The organism is Bacillus sp. FSL K6-1284 (assembly GCF_038002625.1).
GTDB lineage: Bacteria > Bacillota > Bacilli > Bacillales > Bacillaceae > Bacillus > Bacillus paralicheniformis.
Genome location: NZ_JBBOCW010000001.1, coordinates 1466908 through 1489293, shown reverse-complemented (window position 1 = coordinate 1489293; position 22386 = coordinate 1466908). Strand labels below are relative to the sequence as shown.

The 22386-nt window shown below is 48.3% G+C and carries 22 protein-coding genes; 3 read left to right on the top strand and 19 right to left on the bottom strand.

All coding sequences use genetic code 11. The annotated features are described in order from the left end of the window. Window positions 1–2: 2 nt before the first annotated feature. From MHB72_RS07605 to MHB72_RS07580, 6 genes are all read right to left on the bottom strand, one after another. Window positions 3–503, bottom strand: a complete 501-nt coding sequence (locus MHB72_RS07605; protein WP_026579828.1) for a small multi-drug export protein — start codon at window positions 501–503, stop codon at window positions 3–5. Between the two features lie 92 nt (window positions 504–595). After that, a complete protein-coding gene (locus MHB72_RS07600) occupies window positions 596–1345 on the bottom strand; it encodes a DUF1129 domain-containing protein (protein WP_020451092.1) in 750 nt (249 codons plus the stop codon). A gap of 4 nt (window positions 1346–1349) precedes the next feature. Then, the gene (locus MHB72_RS07595; protein ID WP_216920415.1) at window positions 1350–1682 is read right to left on the bottom strand and encodes a PadR family transcriptional regulator; all 333 of its coding nucleotides are present in this window, start codon (window positions 1680–1682) and stop codon (window positions 1350–1352) included. A gap of 119 nt (window positions 1683–1801) precedes the next feature. Further along, complete coding sequence (locus MHB72_RS07590; protein WP_216920413.1) at window positions 1802–3109, bottom strand: pectate lyase family protein; 1308 nt, start codon at window positions 3107–3109, stop codon at window positions 1802–1804. A 209-nt stretch (window positions 3110–3318) separates the two neighbouring features. Then, a complete protein-coding gene (locus MHB72_RS07585; protein WP_101561225.1) occupies window positions 3319–4053 on the bottom strand; it encodes a DUF421 domain-containing protein in 735 nt (244 codons plus the stop codon). 118 nt (window positions 4054–4171) lie between these two features. Beyond that, window positions 4172–4690, bottom strand: a complete 519-nt coding sequence (locus MHB72_RS07580) for an acyl-CoA thioesterase (RefSeq protein ID WP_023856769.1) — start codon at window positions 4688–4690, stop codon at window positions 4172–4174. 190 nt (window positions 4691–4880) lie between these two features. On the opposite strand from MHB72_RS07580, the gene MHB72_RS07575 reads away from it, so the two are divergent. Next, window positions 4881–5768: a dimethylarginine dimethylaminohydrolase family protein gene (locus tag MHB72_RS07575; RefSeq protein ID WP_023856768.1), complete on the top strand. Its 888-nt coding sequence runs from the start codon at window positions 4881–4883 to the stop codon at window positions 5766–5768. 92 nt (window positions 5769–5860) lie between these two features. Here MHB72_RS07575 and MHB72_RS07570 read toward each other — a convergent pair whose 3' ends face one another. The 10 genes from MHB72_RS07570 to proG all read right to left on the bottom strand — a co-directional run bounded on the left by MHB72_RS07570 (window position 5861) and on the right by proG (window position 16324). Then, the gene (locus MHB72_RS07570; protein ID WP_216920411.1) at window positions 5861–6874 is read right to left on the bottom strand and encodes an ABC transporter ATP-binding protein; all 1014 of its coding nucleotides are present in this window, start codon (window positions 6872–6874) and stop codon (window positions 5861–5863) included. Between the two features lie 19 nt (window positions 6875–6893). Next, window positions 6894–7781, bottom strand: coding sequence for a C40 family peptidase (locus MHB72_RS07565; RefSeq protein ID WP_216920409.1), 888 nt, complete (start codon window positions 7779–7781; stop codon window positions 6894–6896). 14 nt (window positions 7782–7795) lie between these two features. Then, window positions 7796–8875 (bottom strand): mandelate racemase/muconate lactonizing enzyme family protein, encoded by a 1080-nt coding sequence (locus tag MHB72_RS07560; protein WP_216920407.1) that lies wholly within the window; start codon window positions 8873–8875, stop codon window positions 7796–7798. 18 nt (window positions 8876–8893) lie between these two features. Then, entirely contained in the window at window positions 8894–9826 is a 933-nt protein-coding gene (locus MHB72_RS07555) for a S66 peptidase family protein (protein WP_229105316.1), read from the bottom strand. 73 nt (window positions 9827–9899) lie between these two features. Then, the gene (locus tag MHB72_RS07550; RefSeq protein WP_023856766.1) at window positions 9900–11525 is read right to left on the bottom strand and encodes a peptide ABC transporter substrate-binding protein; all 1626 of its coding nucleotides are present in this window, start codon (window positions 11523–11525) and stop codon (window positions 9900–9902) included. A gap of 31 nt (window positions 11526–11556) precedes the next feature. Beyond that, entirely contained in the window at window positions 11557–12555 is a 999-nt protein-coding gene (locus MHB72_RS07545; protein WP_146874155.1) for an ABC transporter ATP-binding protein, read from the bottom strand. Window positions 12556–12562: 7 nt separating this feature from the next. Next, window positions 12563–13522 (bottom strand): ABC transporter permease, encoded by a 960-nt coding sequence (locus MHB72_RS07540; RefSeq protein WP_216920406.1) that lies wholly within the window; start codon window positions 13520–13522, stop codon window positions 12563–12565. 4 nt (window positions 13523–13526) lie between these two features. Continuing rightward, window positions 13527–14453: an ABC transporter permease gene (locus MHB72_RS07535; RefSeq protein WP_023856763.1), complete on the bottom strand. Its 927-nt coding sequence runs from the start codon at window positions 14451–14453 to the stop codon at window positions 13527–13529. A 15-nt stretch (window positions 14454–14468) separates the two neighbouring features. Further along, window positions 14469–15293, bottom strand: a complete 825-nt coding sequence (locus MHB72_RS07530) for a M55 family metallopeptidase (protein WP_003180943.1) — start codon at window positions 15291–15293, stop codon at window positions 14469–14471. 218 nt (window positions 15294–15511) lie between these two features. Further along, on the bottom strand, window positions 15512–16324 hold the full coding sequence (gene proG, locus MHB72_RS07525; protein ID WP_020451076.1) for a pyrroline-5-carboxylate reductase ProG: 813 nt from the start codon (window positions 16322–16324) through the stop codon (window positions 15512–15514). Between the two features lie 158 nt (window positions 16325–16482). On the opposite strand from proG, the gene MHB72_RS07520 reads away from it, so the two are divergent. Then, window positions 16483–17787, top strand: coding sequence for a S1C family serine protease (locus MHB72_RS07520; protein ID WP_025812040.1), 1305 nt, complete (start codon window positions 16483–16485; stop codon window positions 17785–17787). A gap of 82 nt (window positions 17788–17869) precedes the next feature. Here MHB72_RS07520 and MHB72_RS07515 read toward each other — a convergent pair whose 3' ends face one another. Further along, window positions 17870–18823: a ring-cleaving dioxygenase gene (locus tag MHB72_RS07515; protein ID WP_216920403.1), complete on the bottom strand. Its 954-nt coding sequence runs from the start codon at window positions 18821–18823 to the stop codon at window positions 17870–17872. A 318-nt stretch (window positions 18824–19141) separates the two neighbouring features. Between MHB72_RS07515 and MHB72_RS07510 the strand changes: the two genes are divergently transcribed. Next, window positions 19142–20470, top strand: coding sequence for an APC family permease (locus MHB72_RS07510; protein WP_020451073.1), 1329 nt, complete (start codon window positions 19142–19144; stop codon window positions 20468–20470). 36 nt (window positions 20471–20506) lie between these two features. Here the strand turns inward: MHB72_RS07510 and MHB72_RS07505 are convergent, their stop codons facing one another. Then, the gene (locus MHB72_RS07505) at window positions 20507–21391 is read right to left on the bottom strand and encodes a carbohydrate ABC transporter permease (protein WP_020451072.1); all 885 of its coding nucleotides are present in this window, start codon (window positions 21389–21391) and stop codon (window positions 20507–20509) included. An 18-nt stretch (window positions 21392–21409) separates the two neighbouring features. Next, window positions 21410–22363, bottom strand: coding sequence for an ABC transporter permease (locus MHB72_RS07500; protein ID WP_216920401.1), 954 nt, complete (start codon window positions 22361–22363; stop codon window positions 21410–21412). Window positions 22364–22386: the final 23 nt, after the last annotated feature.

Below are 22386 nucleotides of genomic sequence, written 5' to 3'. Positions count from 1 at the left end.
CTTCACTCCTCTTGTTTAAAGATATTTTTCAGCAGCCCTTCATTTTCAGGAGCGAGGAAACTGAAACCGTAGTAGGCAGCGACAGCCGACACCGCTGTCCATACCGTGAGACTCCCCGTCATCCAGAGCGCCGTTTGCCTTCGCTTGGCCCCGAAGCCCATGCACATAAACGCGGTTAAGTGGGAGCCGATAAAGAAAGGTCCGACGAAAGAAAGGCCAGGGATGCCGTAGGTCAGCCATATTTTTTTCGCTCTGCTTTTCCTTTTTGAGAGCTTATCGGTCTCCGTTCCCCGCTCCCCGCGTTTTCTTTCAAGCCACGCCTTCACTTTGTCAATTAAAAAAATAAGCAGCAGTACAGTTAACAGATTTCCGAATAGTGCGATAATAGCGGACGGAACCGGTTTAAGCCCGGCAACGATCGCTAGCGGCACGACACCGATCACTTCAAACCACGGAATCGCAGCCAAAATAAAGACGAGTACATAGCCCCACATCATATCCATATATCGGCCACCTTTCATGCTCTGATCATAAACATTGTGATCGCCAAAAGGCAAGAGTCTTTACCTTAAAAAATATCATGCTCTTCCGTATTTCATTCATATTGAGCCGTATTTTTGGCACGCTTTGTCTCAATGAACATGACGAGCAGCAGCCCGATATAGGGAATATAAGTTTCTGCCAGCATGGCTCCGGCTGAATCCCACTTCATATACTGAAACAAAAAATGCGTTCCGGCTAAAAGCAGCGGCAATATGGACAAGGCTGCAGCTTTCAACCTGAAAGACAAAAGTACGATCACGAGAAACGACAGAGCCATAATCAGCCAGCGGCTTCCCCCGTCAAACGAAAGAATAGGTGTCCCGAATTGCCGATCAATAAAAATAATCGCCAAAATCGGAAAAAACGTCAAAGCGGTGTACATCACCGTATACATGAAGGCCGTTTTCTTCCCTTTAAACGCTGAAACGCGGCCCAACAGCGGTAACATAGCCGCTGCCAGCAAAATATAAAGCGGATAGCCTGCCAGTACATAGACCGAATAATTGAGGCTGTCGTTCACGGCGTCACTGAATATAAAATAGGATATCGCGCCGATCAAAATGGCAAAGAACAACTTGGCGATCTCCCCCGGCCTTGATGAAAGCTCTTTTGACAGCGCTTGAACATATGACTTGGGAGAATCCCCAAAAATTTGCCGGACGGTTTTTCCTTCCTTTTCCCCTTCCAAGGCATGAACGGTCAGCTCATTCATGATCCCTTCGATTTCTTTGTCGCTTTTTCCTACAGACATTAAATACAATCTCATGTCGTCCAATACGTTTTGCATGTCTTTTGATAGCACGATTTCACATCTCCTTCAGTTTTTTTTCGAGCAGCGCATTAACGTTCCCGGATAATGCTTTCCAACGGCCGATGAACGATTGAAGCTCCGCTTCGCCAAGGGGCGTCAGTCTGTAATATTTTCTCTTCGGGCCGCTCGCCGACCGTTTTAGTTCGGTCTCCACCCATTTTTCCTTTTGCATGCGGAGGAGAATCGGATAGATGCTTCCTTCGCTGATATCTGAAAAACCGTATCCCGCAAGCACCTTTGTCATTTCATAGCCGTATATCTCCCCCTCGGATATGACAGCAAGCAGACATCCTTCTAAAATCCCTTTCAGCATTTGCGTTGAACTCATAAGCCACCTCTTTTATGTATCTTGCAATACAAGATACATAAATCATAACATGCGCTATTTTGTATTGCAAGATACCTAAACAAAAAAGCGGACATCATCTGCATGTCCGCTTTGCTTGATTACTTCAGTTTTCCTGCGCCTGCGTGCGCTTCAACGATTGCCGGCACATCTTCTGCATCGTCGATTTTTTCAAACAGCGTCGGCTTCCAGCCGGCCGATTTTTTGACAGACGCATGGTTTGCTTTGTTGTATGTGCTGACAACATCGATTTTTGCGACGCTTTTTTGGTTGTTTACGACCGTATCTTTTTCATATAAAGCGTCACCTTTAAAGACCTTCATCAATTTTTGAGGCTTCGTTCCTTCCGGCAGGTCGAAGTAGTTGTCCTCAGCATAAATTTTTGAAGAATAGCCTACACCCCATGAATAATTGTAGCTGTCTTTCGTGCTTTTAAAATAGTTGTTGTAAATGTGCACTTTTCCGTAGCGGACGCGCGGTGCCCGCTCTTTTATATTTTCGTAGAGATTGTGGTGGAATGTCACCCTTAAATGACCGTTGTCTGCTTTGTAGCTGTCGCTTGATCCGATAATCGTGTTTTTAGAATGTCCTGAAAATATGCTGTAGGATACCGTAATAAAATCCGACTGCTTTTTGATATCCAGCAGTCCGTCGTGATGCTGGAATTCACGCCCGAAATACGTTTCGGTCAGCTCATCAGGCTGATCTCCGTCATTGAATGAGCAGTGGTCGATCCAAATATTTTTGGACATTTCAATCAGCAGGTTGTCATATTCTGAATTCCAGTTTCCGCTGCTCCCATCCGTCGGATCCCAGCCAGGGAAGAAATCGTACGCGTTTTCGAATTCGATATTGCGGATAATGATGTTTTCCGCGTTTTTGACATAAAGGCCTCCGCCGACGATTTTCGCATCATCTCCGAGCCCGATTATCGTCGTGTTTGAACCGACTCTGATCAAGACACGCTCCCTCTGATTGTCTTTGGAGCGGAGCCTTGCCTCTTCAAGCTTTCCTGACGGCTCCTTTTTCCCCCATTTCTTCGGATCATAAGCTTTGAGATACGCTTCGATCGAATATTCAGGGTCTTTATAATCTTCATAGCCTAAAGGATTGTTGTCATCATCAACACTAAGATTGATTGTTCCCTTCACATAGATGATCTTCGGCGTATCATTTTCGCTGTTCTTTTTATTGTCTCCCCCTAATGCCTCAACAAGCTGCTTGCGGTTTTTGACCGTATATGCCTGATCAGAAGAAGCGTCAGCACCTCCGGTCGTTCCTTTTCCGTAAGCGCCCCAGCCATCTTTTGAGCCGAGAACGTCGCGTCCGTAGTCTGCCGCTTCGATTGGCACAGAAGTGCCGAGCAGCAGCAGGGCACCCAAAATCATTACACTAAAAAACCTTTTCATCAATTGCACCTACCATCAAAATTTTTTCACAAAAACTAATATATGCTATAAAAATACAGAAAACAACATATTTTCCTCCTATTTTTTGTGACACCATTTTCAACTTTCGTGACAAATGCCCTGTTTCATTTTACGGATGAAGAAAAGAACAGACTCTTAATATTTTTCTGAAATAGTACAAAATAAAAAAATCGCCTATTCGGCGAAAATTAATGGTCTTGCCCCGGTTTATAAAGATATGGATCATCAGTTAACGGGCTGCCGGGATCTTCCCTATCAATCATAATTTCATTTTTTTCGTTCAAGGTGCCGAGCGTAATGGTTGGCAGCATCGCTTGCTCAATCCCTTTATCCTCTAATTTTTGAAACAGCCATTCTTTCGTTCTTTTCAAGTATTTTAAATTGTGTTCGATAATTTCGCCGTCTAAAATGAGCGGAATCGGCACGAAATTCCGCTTCGTCTCCAAGTTGAGGTCCCGCGGCTGTACAGGCCTCGCTTCCGATTTGGGAATCACGCTGATCTGGCCCGATTCTTCAATCAGGGCGATGTCGATATCTTTCGGATCGGCATAGCCTTTTTCGCGCAATTTGCCGAGCAGTTCATTGACGGTCAGCCGCTCTCTTTTTAATCCCCCTTCATCAATATTGCCGTTTCGGATCAGCACGGTCGGACTGACGACAAGAAACCAGCGCCATTTATTGTGTAATGACAGCTTTTCAATCAACAAATAGAAGATCAGAAAGGTAAGTGCGTAATAAATGGACATTGAAATTTTAGAAGTAAGAATCGGTTCGCTGATGATCGTTCCAATCGCAAATGTCAGCAAAAGGTCGAAGTTCGTCATTTGCGAAACGGCTTTCTTCCCTGCGATTCGGAAAAGAATATAAGCTATAGAGAACACTAAAGCAGGCTTGGCTAAAAAAGTCCATACAAATTCAAGCATTTCACCCAAAACTTCTTTCCGTTTTTTGTCATTTATTTTGAACAAATATTGGTTTGTGTATTCATGACACAGCAAAACCCCGGCAACTGATACCTGAGCCGGGGTTTTGTTCGTATGTTTACCAAGGTTTGTCAACAGCCAGCGCCTGGGCCAGCGCTTTGCTGTGTTTGCGATGGTTTTTCCGTTCTTCGGCGCGCTGCCGGGCGGTCTGGTGCAGCATGATTTCTTCTTCAGACTGCGGTACAACTTGGGGAACGGCCTGAGGATTGCCGTCCTGATCAAGCGCCACGAAGGTTAAAAAGGATGTCGCCGCAAGCTTTCGTTCGCCTGTCAGCAAATGCTCTTTAATGACTTTGACGAATACCTCCATTGACGTTCTGCCGACCCATGTCACATAAGATTCAAGGCAGACGGAATCCTCCTGGCGGATCGGTTCGAGAAAATCGACGGAATCCATGGAAGCTGTCACGGTTTCACACCTCGAGTGTCTCGCTGCCGAAATCGAAGCGATATCGTCGATATAGCTCATCAGCTTGCCGCCGAACAAGGTGTTGTGATTGTTCGTATCAAGCGGAAATACCCTGCTTGTTTTGACAACTTTTGATTCTTTGCAGTATCTCTTTTCAGGTCCATTCATCATCCATTACTCCTTTGATGTCTACTAAGATGCGTTTGTAAAGTGGATTTTTTCTATATTAAACACTATTAGAATTCATTTGTCTAAACTTTTTTATCCGGCTGACTGTCAGATTTTCTGGCTAAAAGGTTTATTTCTCGCTGCGGGAAGGGAATAATGAAATGACTAAAGAGAGGACGGGGGAATCAAAATGGACTCAGCATTATCGAAAAAAAACCGCGGGGCGGGCTGTACAAGCGAATACGACGTCTTAAAAAAAGTGGTGTTATGCAGACCGGAATATATGGAGATTGCAGAAGTGATCAATGAAACACAAAAGTATTTTCAAAAAGATAATATCGATAAAACGCTGGCCGTCCGCCAGCATCATACATTGATAAAAGAATTGGAGAGCCGGGGTATTGAAGTCGTGATTCTGCCTGCTTTAAGCCAATTTCCGGAACAGGTTTTCACGCGCGATATCGGGTTTACGATCGGAGACACTGTGTTTTCCGCACAGCTATCAGCCGACATCCGCCAGGGCGAAGAAAACGTCCTGCAGGAATGGCTGGCAAAAGAACAGATCTCCTGGGCCGCATTTAATGAAGGCTATCAAATCGAAGGCGGCGACATCCTCGTCGACCAAAATACCATATATGCCGGCATCAGCCACAGAACGACGTTCTCGGCCGTCCAAGAGCTGAAGCGCAGGCTTCCCTCTTATGAAGTCATACCGGTTCCGTTTGAAGAAACGTTCCTTCATCTGGATTGCGTCTTCAACATTCTTTCGCCGACAGAAGCGCTTGTCTATCCAAAAGCCTTAGGAGAAAGAGAATACGACGTCTTGAAAAAACGCTATGAGATGATCGAAATTACGGATGATGAACAGTTCCAACTCGGTACAAACGTTCTGTCCATCGGCAATAAAACCGTGATCAGCCTGCCTGTTAACCGCCACGTGAATCAGGAGCTCAGAAAAAGGGGCTATACGGTCATCGAAATCGACTTATCCGAGATCATAAAATCCGGCGGGTCTTTCAGATGCTGTACATTGCCGATTGAGCGTACTTCTACCGGATGTCACCAAGGCGGCGCCTGATCCTTGTTTCATTTGGCATGAGCGGCTGAGCGATTCTGAAAAGTCGCCGGCAAACTGAGGAGCCCTGTAACAAGGGCTCCTTCTTTCTATATTCACCTCGCCTGCAGCGTCACCTTCATGCCGTCCTCCTCTTTTCTCGCGTCGCCGTCATACAGATGGCAGGCGACAAAATGACCGTCATCGGCTTCTTTTAAGAGCGGTTTTTTGGCGGTGCAAATGTCCGTCGCGGCGGGACATCTCGTTCTGAAAACGCAGCCGCTCGGCGGATCGATCGGACTTGGCAGCTCGCCTTTCAGTATGATTCGTTTCCGCTTATCTTCCACATCCGGATCGGGAATCGGGATAGCCGATAAAAGCGCCTGAGTATAAGGATGCAGCGGTTCTTGATAAAGCCGGACGCTGTCGGTGATCTCGACCATGTGCCCGAGATACATGACGCCGATCCGGTCGCTGATGTGCTTCACCATGGAAAGATCGTGGGCGATAAATAAAAACGTGAGCCCTTTTTCCTTTTGCAGCTTTTTCAAAAGGTTGACGACTTGCGCCTGGACGGAGACATCAAGTGCGGATATCGGCTCATCAGCGACGATAAATTCAGGCTCAAGCGCAAGCGCCCTGGCGATGCCGATTCTTTGCCTCTGTCCGCCGCTGAACTCATGGGGATAGCGATTGGCAAAGCTTTTGTGCAGGCCGACTGCTTCCAGAAGCTCGTCCGCTTTTTCAAGACGCGCCTTTTTCCCTCCGTACAGGCCGTGGATTTCCATGGGCTCTGTCATAATCTCCCTGACCGTTAGCCTCGGATTTAGCGAAGCATAGGGGTCTTGAAAAATCATTTGAATTTTGCGGTTGTACTGGAATGATTCATCATCGCTCAAATTGTGGATGTTTTTTCCCCGATATGTAACCTCGCCCTCTGTCGGCTGATAAAGGCGCATCAGCACCCTTCCGGAAGTCGACTTGCCGCAGCCCGATTCTCCGACGAGTCCGAACGTCTCTCCTTCTTTAATATCAAATGAAATGCCGTCGACCGCTTTGACCGTTTTGCCCCTTCCGGCGTCAAAGTGCATTTTGAGACGGCTGACTTTCAATAAAGCGCCGGTTTGCATGCCAATCCCCCCGTTTTAATTAAAAATAGCGCCTGATGGCACACAGCTCTTTTTCATAAATTGTGCCTTTAAGAGGTATGACCTCAATCGATTTTCCCGTTTTTGGAGAGTGCAGCATCTCTCCGTTTCCGCAGTAAATGCCGACATGGTGAACCCGCCCTTTGCCTTCTTCATATGCGAAAAACAGTAGATCGCCCCGCTTCGGGCTGCTGAAGGACACCTCTTTTCCGCTGTTCGCCTGATCGCCGGCATCGCGCGGCGCTGAGCAGCCGTTCGCCTTCAGCATATTGAAGACAAATCCTGAGCAATCGTAGCCAAAACCGCTCATTCCTCCCCAAAGATAGGGCAGGTTCAAAAACGCCTCACCGGTTTGAACGATGTCGTCTCCACTGCCTTTTACAGGTGTTTCGATATCCGCATCTTCTTTTTTCAGCCATCTGCGTCCGAGCGGTGTATCAACCTCAAACCAAATGCCGTCTGAAGACAAAACGGGCAGCTTAGTGAGAAAGCTCAGTTCAAGAACTTTCATTTTCTTGTCATCATATAGAAAAGCCGTCGGTTTTTGAATGACGGCGCTTGTCTCAGACTTCGCCGGGCTTTTTTCGGCCAGGCATTCCTTTGGTATCCAGCCCGGGTAGCCGCGTTCATCTTTTGCAGACGGCTGCCCGGGAATGATGACGAAAGCCCAGCCTTCCCGCTCTTTTATAAGCTGCACATCTTCTCCGAAAAGCACCTGTGTTTGAACAAGGTTTGCCGTACACAGCTCAAGACGCTCATCGAAGGACATTGCGTCAAGCCAGCTTCTTACATGTACGGGATTTGCCAGCATCAACTGGTCAATGCGGCGCGGTGCTTCCGGACTGGTCCAGACGTTGGCGACCGAGACGGTTGTCGTATAAAGGCTCATTCGTCTTCCCCCTCTCAATGGTTGACTTTCGTGATACCGAGTCCGGGAGCATCCGGTATCGTGATCGTTCCTCCATGATAGCGGATGCCGCCTTCAACAATATCCTTCTTCAGCATGAGCGGCGCATCAAAATCGAATTTTGTCACATTTTTCTGGCTTGCTGCGAAGTGGACGGCTGCTGTGATGCCGACCCTTGTTTCGATCATGCTTCCGGCCATGCATTCCACTCCGCACGCTTCTGCCATGGCGTTGATTTTCAACGCCTGGCGGATGCCGCCCGCTTTCATCAGTTTAATATTGATGAGATCGGCGCTTCTCGTTTTCAGCACGTGAAAAGCATCCCTTGGGGTAAACACGCTTTCGTCCGCCATAATCGGCGTATCGACAGCATCTGTCACCTGTTTCAAGCCTTCGAGATCGCACCGGTGGACCGGCTGTTCGACAAGCTCGATCGAAAGCCCCTCATCCTCCATTTTCCGAATGGCTTTGACAGCCTGTTTCGCCGTCCAGCCTTGATTGGCGTCCACACGGATCCGGACAGCGGCCCCCGCTTGTTTGCGGATTTCCCTGATCCGTTCGAGGTCTGTTGCCATATCGTTTTTTCCTACTTTAATTTTGAGCGTACGAAACCCATCTTTTACATAACAGGCCGCGTCTTTCCCCATTTCTTCCGGGTCATTGACGCTGACAGTAAAATCCGTCTCGATCTCCCGCCTGTATCCGCCCAGCAATTGATACAGGGGAAGACCGCAAAGCTGCGCCAAGCAATCGTAGACGGCTGTTTCTACAGCGGCCTTTGCGCTTGTATTTCCAACAATCAGCTTGTCGATGTCATGAAATATCGCCTCCGCCATTCGCAAGTTGCGCCCGGAGAGCGCCGGTGCGAATATCGTGTTGACTGCCCCCTCAATACTGTCAAGCGTCTCACCGGTAATGACGGCAGTCGGAGGCGCTTCGCCCCAGCCTGTCATCCCGTTTTCAGCCGTTAATTTGACAATGACGGCTTCCGCTGTGCGGACGGTTCGAAGCGCTGTTTTAAACGGTTTTTTCAGCGGCACGGCGATACGGTTTGTCGTCATTTCGGCAATCTTCATAGCAGCCTCCTTTTTCCATCAAGAAATTCCCGGATCGATCGTAAGCTGTTTTTTGTCGGCGTCAAGGACGGCTTGCGCCCCCACCGGAACGGCGATATTTGGTGAACAATGGCCGATGTTAAAGCCTGATAGCGCCGGTTTTCCTGCAGCGGCGATATAATCTTGGAAAACTTCTTTTAATGTAAGTGACTCACCGCGTTTTTTCGGGGAGCAGTTATGAAAATCGCACAGCAGGATGCCGACGGCGTCCGATAATTTCCCGGCCATTTTCAATTGATTCAGCATCCGGTCAATTCGGTAAGGCTCTTCATCGACATCCTCGATAAACAAAAGCTTTCCTTTCGTATCAATTTCATAAGGCGTACCGAGCGTCGTCACCAGAAGAGCGAGGTTTCCGCCGACAAGCTCCCCTTTCGCCGCACCGTTTCCGAGCGTTTCCAAAGGCGACAGCTCCTCTGTATAGGTGAGCGTCATTTTTTGAAACAGCTGCCGGAAGGAGCGCCGGGTGAGCGGATGCACGTCTTCTTTGCCGATGTCCGAACTGAGCATCGGACCGTGAAATGTAATAAGTCCGGTGTTTTGCCTGATCGCTGTATGTAAAAAAGTGATGTCTGAATAGCCCCAAAAAATTTTCGGGCGGCTTTTGATGAGTCGGTAGTCAATGTTCTCGGCAATCCTCGCCGTGCCGTAACCTCCGCAGGCACAGATGACAGCTTTGACCGAACGGTCTTCAAACATGTCGTGCAGATCCTCCAAGCGCTCTTCATCGTTCCCCGCCAAATAGCCGTGTCTTTCAATGGCTGAACGTCCCACTTTGACTTCAAGCCCGAGTTCTTTTAAAAACCGGACGGCGCGGTCAAGCTTTTCGGGGACGGGCGGACTGGCCGGCGCAATCACACCGACTGTATCTCCCTGCATTAATCTTTGAGGCGCAATATTCAACTGAGACATCCCCCTTTATGAAAAGTCCGCCCGCCTCTGTGCGGTGGCGTGCACAAAGAAAGTGGCAGACGGACAAGTTTGATCATGACGTTTTTTCGGCCCATTTCAGTTCAATGTAGCCGACCGGATGACGGACGATGCCTTTCACATTCTCCTTTTCCAAATGGACTTGATTATAGAAGTGGATCGGTATGATCGGCATCCCTTCAAACAGCAGTTCTTCAGCCTGATGCAGCAGCTCTGTGCGTTTTTCTTCATCAGCTTCATTTTTCGCCGCCTTGATCAGTTCGTCATACTCTGAATTGCTCCAGCCGGTTCTGTTCATTGCGTTACCCGTTTGAAAGCTTTCCAGGAAGTTGATCGGGTCCGCATAATCAGCCAGAAAAGAGCTTTGGGAAAATTGAAATTTGAGCGCCTTCTGTTCTTCAAGGAATGTGTTCCATTCCATATTGGCGAGCTTCACATCGACGCCGAGCGTACTTTTCAGCTTTTGCTGAATCGCTTCCGCCATTTTTTTATGCTCCGGTTTTGTGCTGTATGTCAGCGTAACGGCGGGCAGCTTTTCGTAGTTTTCTTCCTTCATGCCTTTTTCGAGCAGCTGTTTCGCTTCATCGGCGTCATATTTGAGCAAATCGCCGCCTTCCTCGCGAAAATCCTTGCCGTTCGGCCCTTTGATTCCCGAAGACACAAACCCGCGGGCCGGTTTTTCACCGTTTTTTGTGACATAATCGACGATTTCCTGCTGATCGACGGCCATCGCAAACGCTTTTCTGATCTTTTCATTCTGGAACGGTTCTTTATTGACATTGAATCTGTAATAGTAAAGACCTGCCTGATCGAACACCTTCACCTCGTCAGAACCTATCAGCTTCTCGCTCATTTCAGCCGGGACATAAGCCGTATCGAGCTCATTCGACTCGAACATTTGGTAGTCGGTATTTCTGTCATCGACCATCGCCCATGTCACTTTATCAAGCTTCACAGTATCCCGGTCCCAATACGTATCGCTCTTTACCATCGTAAAGCTTTCATCATGCTTCCATTCTGTCAGTTTAAACGGACCGTTGCCGACAAATGTAGCAGCTTCTTCATGCCATTTCGGATTTTTTTCGGCGATTTTCTGAGGAACCGGGAAAAAAGCCGGATTGGCTACAATGCTTAAAAACGACTGCTGCGGACTTTCGAGTGTCACCTTAAGCGTTTTTTCATCCTCCGCTTTGACTTTGACATCATCCTTCGCCCCTTTTCCGCTGTTAAAGGCCTCGCCGCCTTCGATAAAGTAGCCTAAAAACGCGGCGGAAGAGCCCGTTTTCGGATCGAGCAGACGCTTCCACGCATATTCAAAATCCCCAGCGGTTAAAGGGTCTCCGTTCGACCATTTGGCATCATCACGGATTGTAAAAGTATATGTCTTCCCATCGTCGGAAATGTTCCACTTTTCGGCGGACGCCGCTTCCGGTTCATGGTCTGCGCCAAGCCTAGTCAAACCTTCCATCAGATTGTTCAGCGCCTGCCATGAGACATTATTAAAGCCGATCGGCGGATCGAAAGATGTCGGTTCATTTTCATTGTTCAGCCTCAGGACTTGTTCTCCAGCCGTTTCTTTCGCTTTCTTCTTCGTTTCCTGCCCAGCCTGTTCATTTGCCGTACATCCGAACAGCAGAATGACCGCAACTGCGGCAGCCAATACGCTCGCTAGCCTTTTCATCAAATCCCCCCATTGAAAATCGATTTCATGATTATGTTGTCAGCAGAGCCCGTTTCGCCCTTTCATCCTGAAGCCAGCAGCACACACGATGCCCCGCCGAGACTTCTGCAACGGCAGGATAAACCTTGCCGCATACTTCCATTGCATGGGAACAGCGCGCCGTAAACGGACACCCTTCAGGCGGAGAAAACAAATCTGGCGGCGTCCCGTCAATCGGAACGAGGTCTCCACCTTCAAGGTCAAGCCTCGGAACGGAATGCAGCAAGCCTTTTGTATACGGATGCTGCGGACGGTAAAAAATATCCCTCCTCGCTCCCGTTTCCGCTATTTTCCCGGCGTACATCACGGCGATTCTGTCCGCCGTCTGTGCGACTACGCCTAAATCATGGGTGATTAAAATGATGGATACACCGGTTTTCCGCTGAATGTCTTTAAACAGCTCAAGAATTTGCGCCTGAATGGTAACATCGAGCGCGGTCGTCGGTTCATCCGCAATCAGAATCTCCGGTTCACAGATGAGCGCCATGGCGATCACGATCCGCTGCCTCATCCCGCCGCTGAATTGATGCGGATACTGCCTCAAACGCTCTTTCGGATTCGGAATCCCGACGAGCTCAAGCATCGAAATGACCGCTTTTCGAGCGTCTGTTTTAGACACGGGCCGATGTTCCAAAAGCGCTTCTGTCAACTGGTCTCCGACGGTCAAGGTCGGATTCAGGGCTGTCATCGGATCCTGGAAGATCATTGAGATTTCGGCCCCTCTGATCTTTCTCATCTCTTTTTCGGACAGATGGCGCAAGTCTTTTCCCTTAAAGCGGACCGCACCGTCTGTGATCGTTGCCGAAAACTTCGGCAAAAGCTGCATGATGCTTTGCGATGTCACGCTTTTTCCGCATCCCGACTCACCGACAATCGCAAACGTCTCCCCCTCATATAACTCAAAGCTCACGCCGCGGACGGCTTTGACCGTGCCGCCGTATGTCGTAAATGAAACATGCAGATTCTCGACTTCCAATACTTTTTTCCGCAAAAACACATTACCTCCTCAGCTTCGGATCTAACGCATCCTGCAGTCCGTCTCCAACGACATTAAAAGCGAACATTGTTAATGAAATAAAGAAAGCAGGAAAAAACAGCCGCCACCAGTGTCCCGATAAGATCACCGGAAGGCCGTCGTTCGCCATGACACCCCAGCTCGCAAACGGGGCTTGAATGCCCAAACCGAGGAAGCTGAGAAACGCTTCGGCAAAAATGGCCGACGGCACCGTCAAGGTCATCTGGACGATGATCGCTCCCATCATGTTCGGAAGGAGATTCCGCCTGATGATCCTTACCGTTTTCGCTCCGAAGGTTTTGGATGCGAGAACATGCTCATCATGCTTCACCTTCAAAACCTGACCCCTGACGATCCGCGCCATGCCGACCCAGCCGGTGACAGTCAGCGCAACGATGATCGTCCCGAGTCCAGGCCCCATCATGACCATGAGAAGAATGACGACCAATAAATAAGGCAGTCCATGCAGCACTTCGATGACCCGCATCATGACATGGTCTGTTTTGCCGCCCTTATAGCCGGAGATACCGCCATAGATGACGCCGATTGCAAAATCGATTAAAGCCGCCATCACGCCGACAAACAGTGAAATCCTCGCTCCATACCACGTTCTTGTAAACACATCGCGGCCGAGCTCATCGGTTCCGAACCAATGCTCCATCGACGGAGGCAGGTTTTGCTCGGAAAGCGTCTGCTGGGTGACGCTGTGCGGAGAAAGAACCGGTCCGAGAACAGCCATGATGAACAGGAAGATTAACACGCCGAATCCCGCCATCGCCAGCTTGTTTTTCCTTAAAATCCGCCAGGCGTTCTGCCAGTATGACAGGCTCGGCCTTGCAACGGATTCACGCTCATCCTGCTTTTGTTTCAGCGGGGCAAACCATTCAACAGGGATATCACTGGCTGAAGACGCTTCGTTTTCTGTGCGGACTGGAAGGCTCATATGCTCACCCTTTCTTATGCAGTTTAATACGCGGATCCAGGATTCCGTAGGCCATGTCGACAAGAAACAACATGATGATGAGGATGATGCTGTAAAAAACGGTGGTACCCATAATCACGGGGTAATCGCGGGAGTTGATGCTTTCAACAAAATATTTTCCCATGCCCGGAATCGCAAAGATTTTTTCGATGACGAAGCTTCCCGTTAAAATCGAAGCGGTAAGCGTCCCGAGAATCGTTACGACTGGCATAAGGGCGTTTTTCAGGGCGTGCTTCATGACAATTTTAAAAGGGGAAAGCCCTTTAGCCCGGGCCGTTCGGATATAATCCTGTGTCAGCACTTCAATCATGCTGGAACGGGTCAGCCTGGCGATAATCGCCAGCGGCCCCATTGCCAAAGCCGCAGTCGGAAGCACCATATGAAGCGGGCTCGTCCATGTCGATGGAGGGAATATATTCCAATTGACGGCGAATTGCTGTATCAGCAAGGTCGCCATAATAAAGTTGGGAACCGAAATGCCGAGAACGGCAATGGTCATTGCTATATAGTCGATGACGCCGTTTTGCCGCAGCGCGGCAAAGATTCCGAGTACGATCCCGGAAATGACCGCCATAATCAGCGCCGTCATCCCCAGCTCAAATGAAACAGGGAACCCTCTTGACAGCAAATCGTTCACGCTTTGTGAAGGCTGCTTGATCGATGGCCCGAAATCAAAGGTAACGATCGACTTGACATAATACAAATATTGAACAAAGAGAGGCTCATCAAGCTGATAGTAAGCCTCAAGGTTGCGCTGAACCGCTTCATTCGTGTTTCTTTCTTCATTGAAGGGAGAGCCCGGAATCACTTTCATCATCACAAAGGTCAATGTCGTGATCACCAAAATGGTCGCCAGCATCGACAGAAGCCGCTTCATGATGTAACCCGCCATTTTCATCCCACCTTCCTAGGAGAATGTTGTTCTCATCGCAAGCTCGGTCATGACAAGCATCGCTTGATAGGCTTCAAGAATGTCTTTCGCTTGATAGCGGACAGTCGTCGTTTGCGGTTCGATTTCAGCACCCGGCATCAGACTCGCCCACTCGGCTTGCCCGTAATTGGCAAACTCAATCCGCAGCACCGGCCTGTCCGGAGGCGTGAGCGGCTTGACTTGATCGCGGTTTTGAATCGCATATGCCGTCCGCTCTCTTAATAGCTGCCCCGCTTTCTCCGGCGTCAGGCATTTGACCGCCGAACGGGATATCGTTTCCTTGACGGCCGCTGTCGTTACGTTCGGAATCAGTTCCTCCGCCTCAGCTGCCGCCTCGCTGTCACCGGCAACCATGATAACCGGGACGCCGTAATAACCGGCAACATAAGCGTTGAACCCCAGCTCGCCCAACGCCTGATCGTTTATGTAAAAATGTCTGACGCCGAAAATCATGCTGTGAGACATCACGCCTCTCATCGATGCTCTCGCATGGTAGCCGACGAACACGGCACCATCGCATGTATCGTCAAGTCCCTGGACCATCGAAAACGGTTTGACATCTCCCGAAATGAGCAGCGCTTCAGGATGGAGCCGCTCAATTAACAGATTGTTCATTTTAGAGTGGCTGTCATTGACAAGCACCTCTCTGCATCCGCTTTTGAACGCTTCGTCAATCACATGATTGGCCTCGTCCGTCATGATCTTCCGGCCTCTCTCATAGTTCAGCTTGCTTGAATCGACGAACGTATCATCCGGAAGTCCGGAAATCCCCTCCATATCAACAGACATATACAGCTTCACAAAAAACCACCCCTTATGAAAAACGTCTCAAATTTTTTATTATTTTGGGAATATTCTAACAAATTATATTAGAATTTTAATAGAAATGCAATAACCATTGGTAATTTTAGAAATTTAATAGAAAATTGGAATTTTGATGAATGTTGTCGAATGCAAATAAAAAAGCTGCCTGATAAGGCAGCTTTGGGATGTCCGGATATGTCGATAAATGCCGCAGCTCACTGCCGGCGGACAGCGTCTTTAATGTCTTCATACTTCTTCATCGTTCTGGCAAACAGCTCGTCAAAGACTTCCGGCATGGCATTTTGAATGACCTCCGCCCCTTCTCCGGTTATGCCGCCTTTTGTCGCCACCCGATCAAGCGTTTGTGCAAACGTCATGTCTTTTTCCATTAACAGCTTGCCCGTTCCCAGCAATGAATGAATCAGAAATTGAAACGCGTCTTCTTTCGTGAGGCTGCTGTTTCTGACGGCAGCTTGAGCAAATTCTTCAAAGATCGAAGCGATGAACCCTGGTGAAGAGCTTGTTAAATTGCTTGCAGCGTCAATATCTCTCTCATGTATCTGTTTGACTGTGCTGAAAACGGAAAGATATTCTTCCAGCCGGCTTTTGTCCGCCTCAGCAACCCGCTCGCCGTGGACAACAAGCGAAACACCGATCCCGGCTTCAGATGTGAGGGTCGGAATGTATCTCGTCACCTGTCCGCTTGTCCAGTCGTGAAGCCGGTCAAGCTCGACCCCCGCGGCAATCGAAACAATGTGGACATCCTTCTGAAGAAACGGCTGTATGTTCTCAAGCGTTTCCTTTACCGCCATCGGCGGTACACAGATGAAGATCAGGCCGCACTGTTCGGCGAGCTCTTCGGCTGATTGACAGGCGACATTCGGGTAAAGTTTTCTCAGCTCCCCTGTTTTCCCGTCATTCCTTGAGCTGACGACCACCATGTCATCGCTGATTTTCTCCTGATCAAGCAGTTTCACCGCAATCATCTGCGCCATGCTTCCGTATCCGATAAATCCAATCTTTTTCAACGTTTAGAACACCTCTGACATGTCATATTATAAATAGCACCCTATTTATTCTATCCTTTTTCTTTGACAATTTCCCACAATGTTTTCATGTTTATCCCACAGTCTTTGATTATGATTGAGGCATCAAAGGATATGATAACAATAGGAGCGTGAAAATGATGGAATATAATAGAGAAGATCAGCTTGAAACGAAAAACGAACTCATCGTCTCCGATCAAAAGCCCGACCAGGCGATAAAAAAAGCAGAACAGCAAAAGCGGAGACTCTCATGGATGACGCCGATCCTCAGCGGCATCATCGGGGGAAGCCTCGTTCTCGGTGTCACGACATACCAGCATAGCAAAGACGAAACGGCCAATACATCTGTCCAAACACAAACTAATGAGACTGCGAACTCATCGGCTTCTTCCAATAAAGCGAATACCGAAAAATTGTCCAGCACTAATTCGTCTGACATTTCAACAATGGTGGAAAATGTATCTCCCGCCATCGTCGGTATTTCAAACTATCAAAAACAAACGGAGAGCGGTATGTTTGGGTTTGAAAGCAACAGCAACAACAGCAGTTCAAGCGAACAAGAAACAGGCACAGGCTCAGGTGTCATTTATAAAAAAGCAAACGGCAAAGCATACATTATTACAAATAACCACGTTGTCGAAGGCGCATCTAAATTGACGGTTTCCCTGTCAAACGGCAAAGAAGTGGAAGGAAAATTGCTGGGCAGCGATTCCTTGACAGACCTTGCCGTTGTTGAAATTTCCGCTGAACACGTCGAAAAAGTCGCATCTTTCGGCGATTCTTCAAGCTTGAAAGCGGGTGAATCGGTCATTGCAATCGGAAATCCGCTCGGCAAAGATCTGTCCCGAACGGTGACGCAAGGCATCATCAGCGGTGTTGATCGGACCGTTTCCGTTGATACGTCCGCAGGCCAAACCGAGATGAACGTCATTCAAACAGACGCGGCCATCAATCCCGGCAACAGCGGAGGCGCCCTTTTGAATACAAAGGGAGAAGTGATCGGCATCAACAGTATGAAAATCAGTGAAAGCGGAGTGGAAGGCATCGGATTTGCGATTCCAAGCAATGATGTCAAACCGATTGCAGAAGAGCTGATGTCTAAAGGAAAAATTGAGCGTCCGTTTATCGGAATCGGCATGATGGATCTTGAGCAGGTGCCGGAAAACTATCAAACAGGCACCCTCGGATTAAGCGGCAGCCAGTTAAACAAAGGCGTCTACATCCGCCAGGTCGCTTCAGGCTCCCCTGCTGATAAAGCGGGCCTTAAAGAGAACGATGTCATCATCAGCTTTAACGGAAAAGAAACCGATACGGGAAGCGCGCTGCGCAACCTTCTTTACAACGATGCAAAAATCGGGGATACGGTAAAGGTTACCCTCATTCGAAATGGCAAAACAATGACAAAACAAATGACGCTTGACCAAAAAGAATCCGCATCATCTTAACAGCATGCCCCCCTTTTAGGCTGTCGGCTGCGCCGGATGCCTTTTATATAAAAAAACGAGGTCCTTTTCGGGACCTCGTTTTCTATTGAATCGGTTTCAGCCGCGCTTCAATCTCTTTCCGCCGATGTTCCAGGTACGGCGGCAGCGCAAGGCTTCGGCCGAGCTCATCGATAGATTCATCAACGGCAAAGCCCGGCCCGTCAGTCGACAGCTCAAAAAGTATGCCGTTCGGTTCTCTGAAATACAGCGCCTTAAAATAATAGCGCTCCACAATCCCCGAATTCGTAAAGCCGTTCTCGTTGATTTTCTCATGCCACTGTTTAAGTTCTTCTTCATCTTTGACACGGAATGCGACATGATGGACGCTTCCTCTCCCGGGACGCTCTCTTCTGCCGTCATCTGACTCTTTCACATACACCTCCGCGCCTGCTCCTCCTTCACCCGATTCAAAAATGTGAAGCGTACGGCCGGTTTCATCAGCCTGTTCCTCACCGATTTTATGAAAGCCGAGAATATCGGTCAGCACCGCAGCTGTCGGACCGGCGTCCTTGACAGTCAATTCGACCGGGCCGAGCCCCCTGATCGCGACCTCCTCAGGAATGACGCCGTTTTTCACAGGCACTCCATGATTTTTTCCCTTTTCATCAGCCACAAGCATCATGTTCTGTCCTTCATGGTCTAAAAAGCGGAGAACGCTCCGCCCCGCACGCGTCTCGATGTCGTAAGTCTCTGCGCCGAGCTCATGAAGCCGCTTCTTCCAAAATTCGAGTGCTTGTTCGCCGGGAACCCGAAGTGATACGGACGAAATGCAGTTCGTCCCTTCCCGTCTCCTGGCAAGCATCGGAATTTCGAAAAATGTCAAATCTGAACCCGGAGACGCGACTTCATCACCGTAAAACAAATGATACATCGTCGGCTCATCCTGATTGACCGATTTTTTTATCAGTTTCATGCCAAGCCCTTTGACATAGAAATCCAGATTATGTTGAGCGTTGGCAGTTAAAGCGGATACGTGGTGGATGCCATTTACGTTCATTCTATCATCTCCTCATTAAATATCTCGAATTCGAGATTTCTTCTTTCTCAAAAATAGGCGATTTGATTTGAAAAGTCAACCAAACCGTCTTACAGGACCTTCTTTCCTGTTGCCCCTAAAAAACTAACAATAACTCCGAAATGACTTAAAAAGGTTCGGTTATTCCTGCCCCCTTCGGGTTTTACGACCTTAAAATGTTTAACATACACAAAAAATGCGAAAATCTGAAAATTTATTTAATTTTTCTTTTTTAAAAAAGGTATTACAATATAAAAATAGTTTTCTATAAAAGAGATTACATCAATGGGAGGCATCGCAATGAATGCAGAAGCAAACGGACTAAAAAAAGAGATAGGCTTGTTATTTGCGCTATCTCTTGTGATTGGAACGATCATCGGTTCCGGCGTGTTTATGAAGCCCGGCAGCGTGCTTTCCTATTCCGGAAACGCACAAATTGCTCTTTTTGCCTGGATCCTTGGCGGAATCTTGACGCTAGCAGGCGGGCTGACAATCGCCGAACTGGGCGCTCAAATTCCGAAAACGGGCGGGCTTTACACATATCTTGAAGAAATTTACGGCGAGTTCTGGGGGTTCTTATGCGGCTGGGTGCAGATTATCATCTACGGACCGGCCATCATCGGCGCACTCGGATTATATTTCGGCTCGCTAGTGGCCAACTTGTTTTCCTGGGATAAATCATGGACTGCACTCATCGGCATTATCACCGTCGCCTTTTTATGCATCGTCAACATTGTCGGAACAAAATACGGCGGAGCGGTACAGACGGTCACAACGATCGGAAAGCTGATTCCCATTGTATGTATCATTGTGTTCGGTCTATGGCATGGCGATGAACATATTTTCAGTACAGTTACGGAGAGCATCGCCAGCCAAAACTTCGGAGCGGCGGTATTGGCGACGCTCTTCGCGTATGACGGCTGGATCCTTCTTGCGGCACTCGGCGGAGAAATGAAGAACCCGGAAAAAGTGCTCCCGAAAGCGATGACAGGCGGGATACTGATCGTCACAGCCTGCTACCTGTTCATTAACTTGGCGCTGCTTCACATTCTTCCTGCCGATCAGATTGTCAAGCTTGGCGAAAATGCGACAAGCACAGCCGCGACAATGCTGTTCGGGCCGATCGGCGGTAAGCTGATCTCCATCGGAATTATCGTCAGCATCTTCGGCTGCTTAAACGGAAAAGTTCTGTCTTTTCCGCGCGTGATCTTTGCGATGGCTGAGAAAAAACAGCTTCCGTTCTCCCGCTGGATCTCGCATGTTCATCCGGCATTCCATACGCCTTGGATCGCGGTCATCGTCCAGATGATGTTCGCTGTCATCTTAATGATCATCAGCAATCCGGAAAAGCTGTCAGAGGTTTCGATTTTTATGATTTACATCTTCTATGTCATGGCGTTTTTCGCGGTATTTATTTTGCGGAGACGGAAGAACGGCCAAGGGAGAGCTTACAGCGTGCCGCTCTACCCTTACCTGCCTGTTGCGGCTATTCTCGGGTCATTGTTTGTTCTTATCAGCACGCTTATCACTGACTTTTACAGCTGCCTGTGGTCAATTTTGATCGGCCTCGTCGGTCTCCCGGTTTATTTTTGGATGAAAAAAAGAAATAAAAACGGCTCAGCCGCCTGAGCCGTAAGCCGCCGGCTCATGAGCCAGGCGGTTTTTTTATCCCTTCACAGACCCGATCAGAATGCCTTTGGCAAAATGCTTCTGCAAAAACGGGTACACGGCTAAAATCGGCAGCGTCGCAATGACGATAACAGCCAGTTTAATCGATTGTTCAGGCGGCACCGTTTCCATCATATCATTCGTCGTCCCTGTCAGATCCGAAAGAATCGTCACTTGGCGCAGCACCATTTGCAGCGGCCATTTCGCGCTGTCATTGATGTACAGCAAAGCATGGAAAAAGTCGTTCCAAATGCCGACCGCATAAAACAGCGCAAAAGTTGCAATAATCGGCTTTGACAGCGGCAGCGCGATCCTTAAGAACACGCCGATTTCTGAACAGCCGTCAATCTTTGCCGACTCCTCAAGTTCTTTCGGAAGCTGCTGAAAAAAGTTTTTAATAATAATAAGATTGAACGGATTAATCGCCATCGGCAATATTAGCGCCCAGTACGAATCGAGCAGTCCCAGTGATTTGACGACAATATACGTCGGAATCATTCCTCCGCTGAAAAGCATCGCAAAAATAACGAGATTCAAAAGCAGGTTTCTTCCCTTAATGTGCCGTTTCGCAAGAGGATAGGCCATCGTAAATGTAAAAAAGAGCTGGACAATCGTTCCCACAACCGTAATGAACACAGACACCCCCATGCTCCTGATAAATGTCGGCGTTGAAAAAATATAGCGGTACGCGTCAAGCGAGAATGTCTCAGGAAAGATAAAGAAGCTCTTTTCCGCCAGCTCGGCCTCCGTTGCAAAAGATCCCGCGATAATATACAGAAAAGGCAAGACGGTTATCAGCCCGCAGCAGCCGAGAAAGAGTACATTAAACCAATCGAATACCCGCCCCGCTTTTGTGTTATGGATCGTTTCCGCACCGGACATCCTTTTCACCTCCATTCATTAAAACAGACCGTCCTGGTCAAACTTTTTCGCGATATAATTGGCGCCGAATATCAGAATGATTCCGACAACCGATTTAAAAAGCCCGACTGCCGTACTATAGCTGTATGCGCCTTGCGTAATTCCGACAACATAGACATACGTGTCAAAAATTTCAGCCACGCTCCGGTTTAAAGAGTTGGTCATTAAAAAAATCTGTTCAAAGCCGATGTTTAAAAAACTGCCGATTCTTAAGATGAGAAGCACGACGATCGTGCTTCTGATGGCCGGAAGGGTAATGTGCCACATTCTCCTTAATCTGCCTGCCCCGTCCATCACTGCCGCTTCATACTGCTCCTGGTCAACCGAAGCGAGCGCCGCCAGAAACAGGATCGTTCCCCAGCCCGTCTCCTTCCATATGCTTTGCAGCACAATAATCGGCCTGAACCATTCGGGATCCGAGAGAAATGCAATCTCTTTGCCCGTTATGCTTTGCAGCATTTTATTCATCACGCCCGTATCAACTGTAAAAAAGACAAATGTCATGCTGACGACGATCGTCCATGAGACGAAATGCGGAACATATATAAACGTCTGAATGCACCGTTTATAGATGGCATGTCGTAGTTCATTCAGCATGAGTGCGACAATCAGCGGAGCCGGAAATGCAAAAATCAAATCGAGAGCGGCGAGCATGAGCGTGTTGCGGAGCAGGCGGAAAAAGTCAGGGTTCATAAAGAAATCTTTAAAATACTCGAACCCGACCCATTCGCTCTGCCAAAATCCGAGATAAGGCGAATAATCTTTAAAAGCAATGAACACGCCCCACATCGGCCAATATTTAAATATGAGAAAATATAAAACACCGGGAACAAGCAGAAGATAAAGCCATTTATCCCGTTTTACGGCCTCTAGCCCAGTCGGTTTCTTTTCTGTCTTCACAGCGGTCTTCCCTGTTTTAGCGGTGATTTCCACGTGCTGCATCCCCCCTTTCGGTA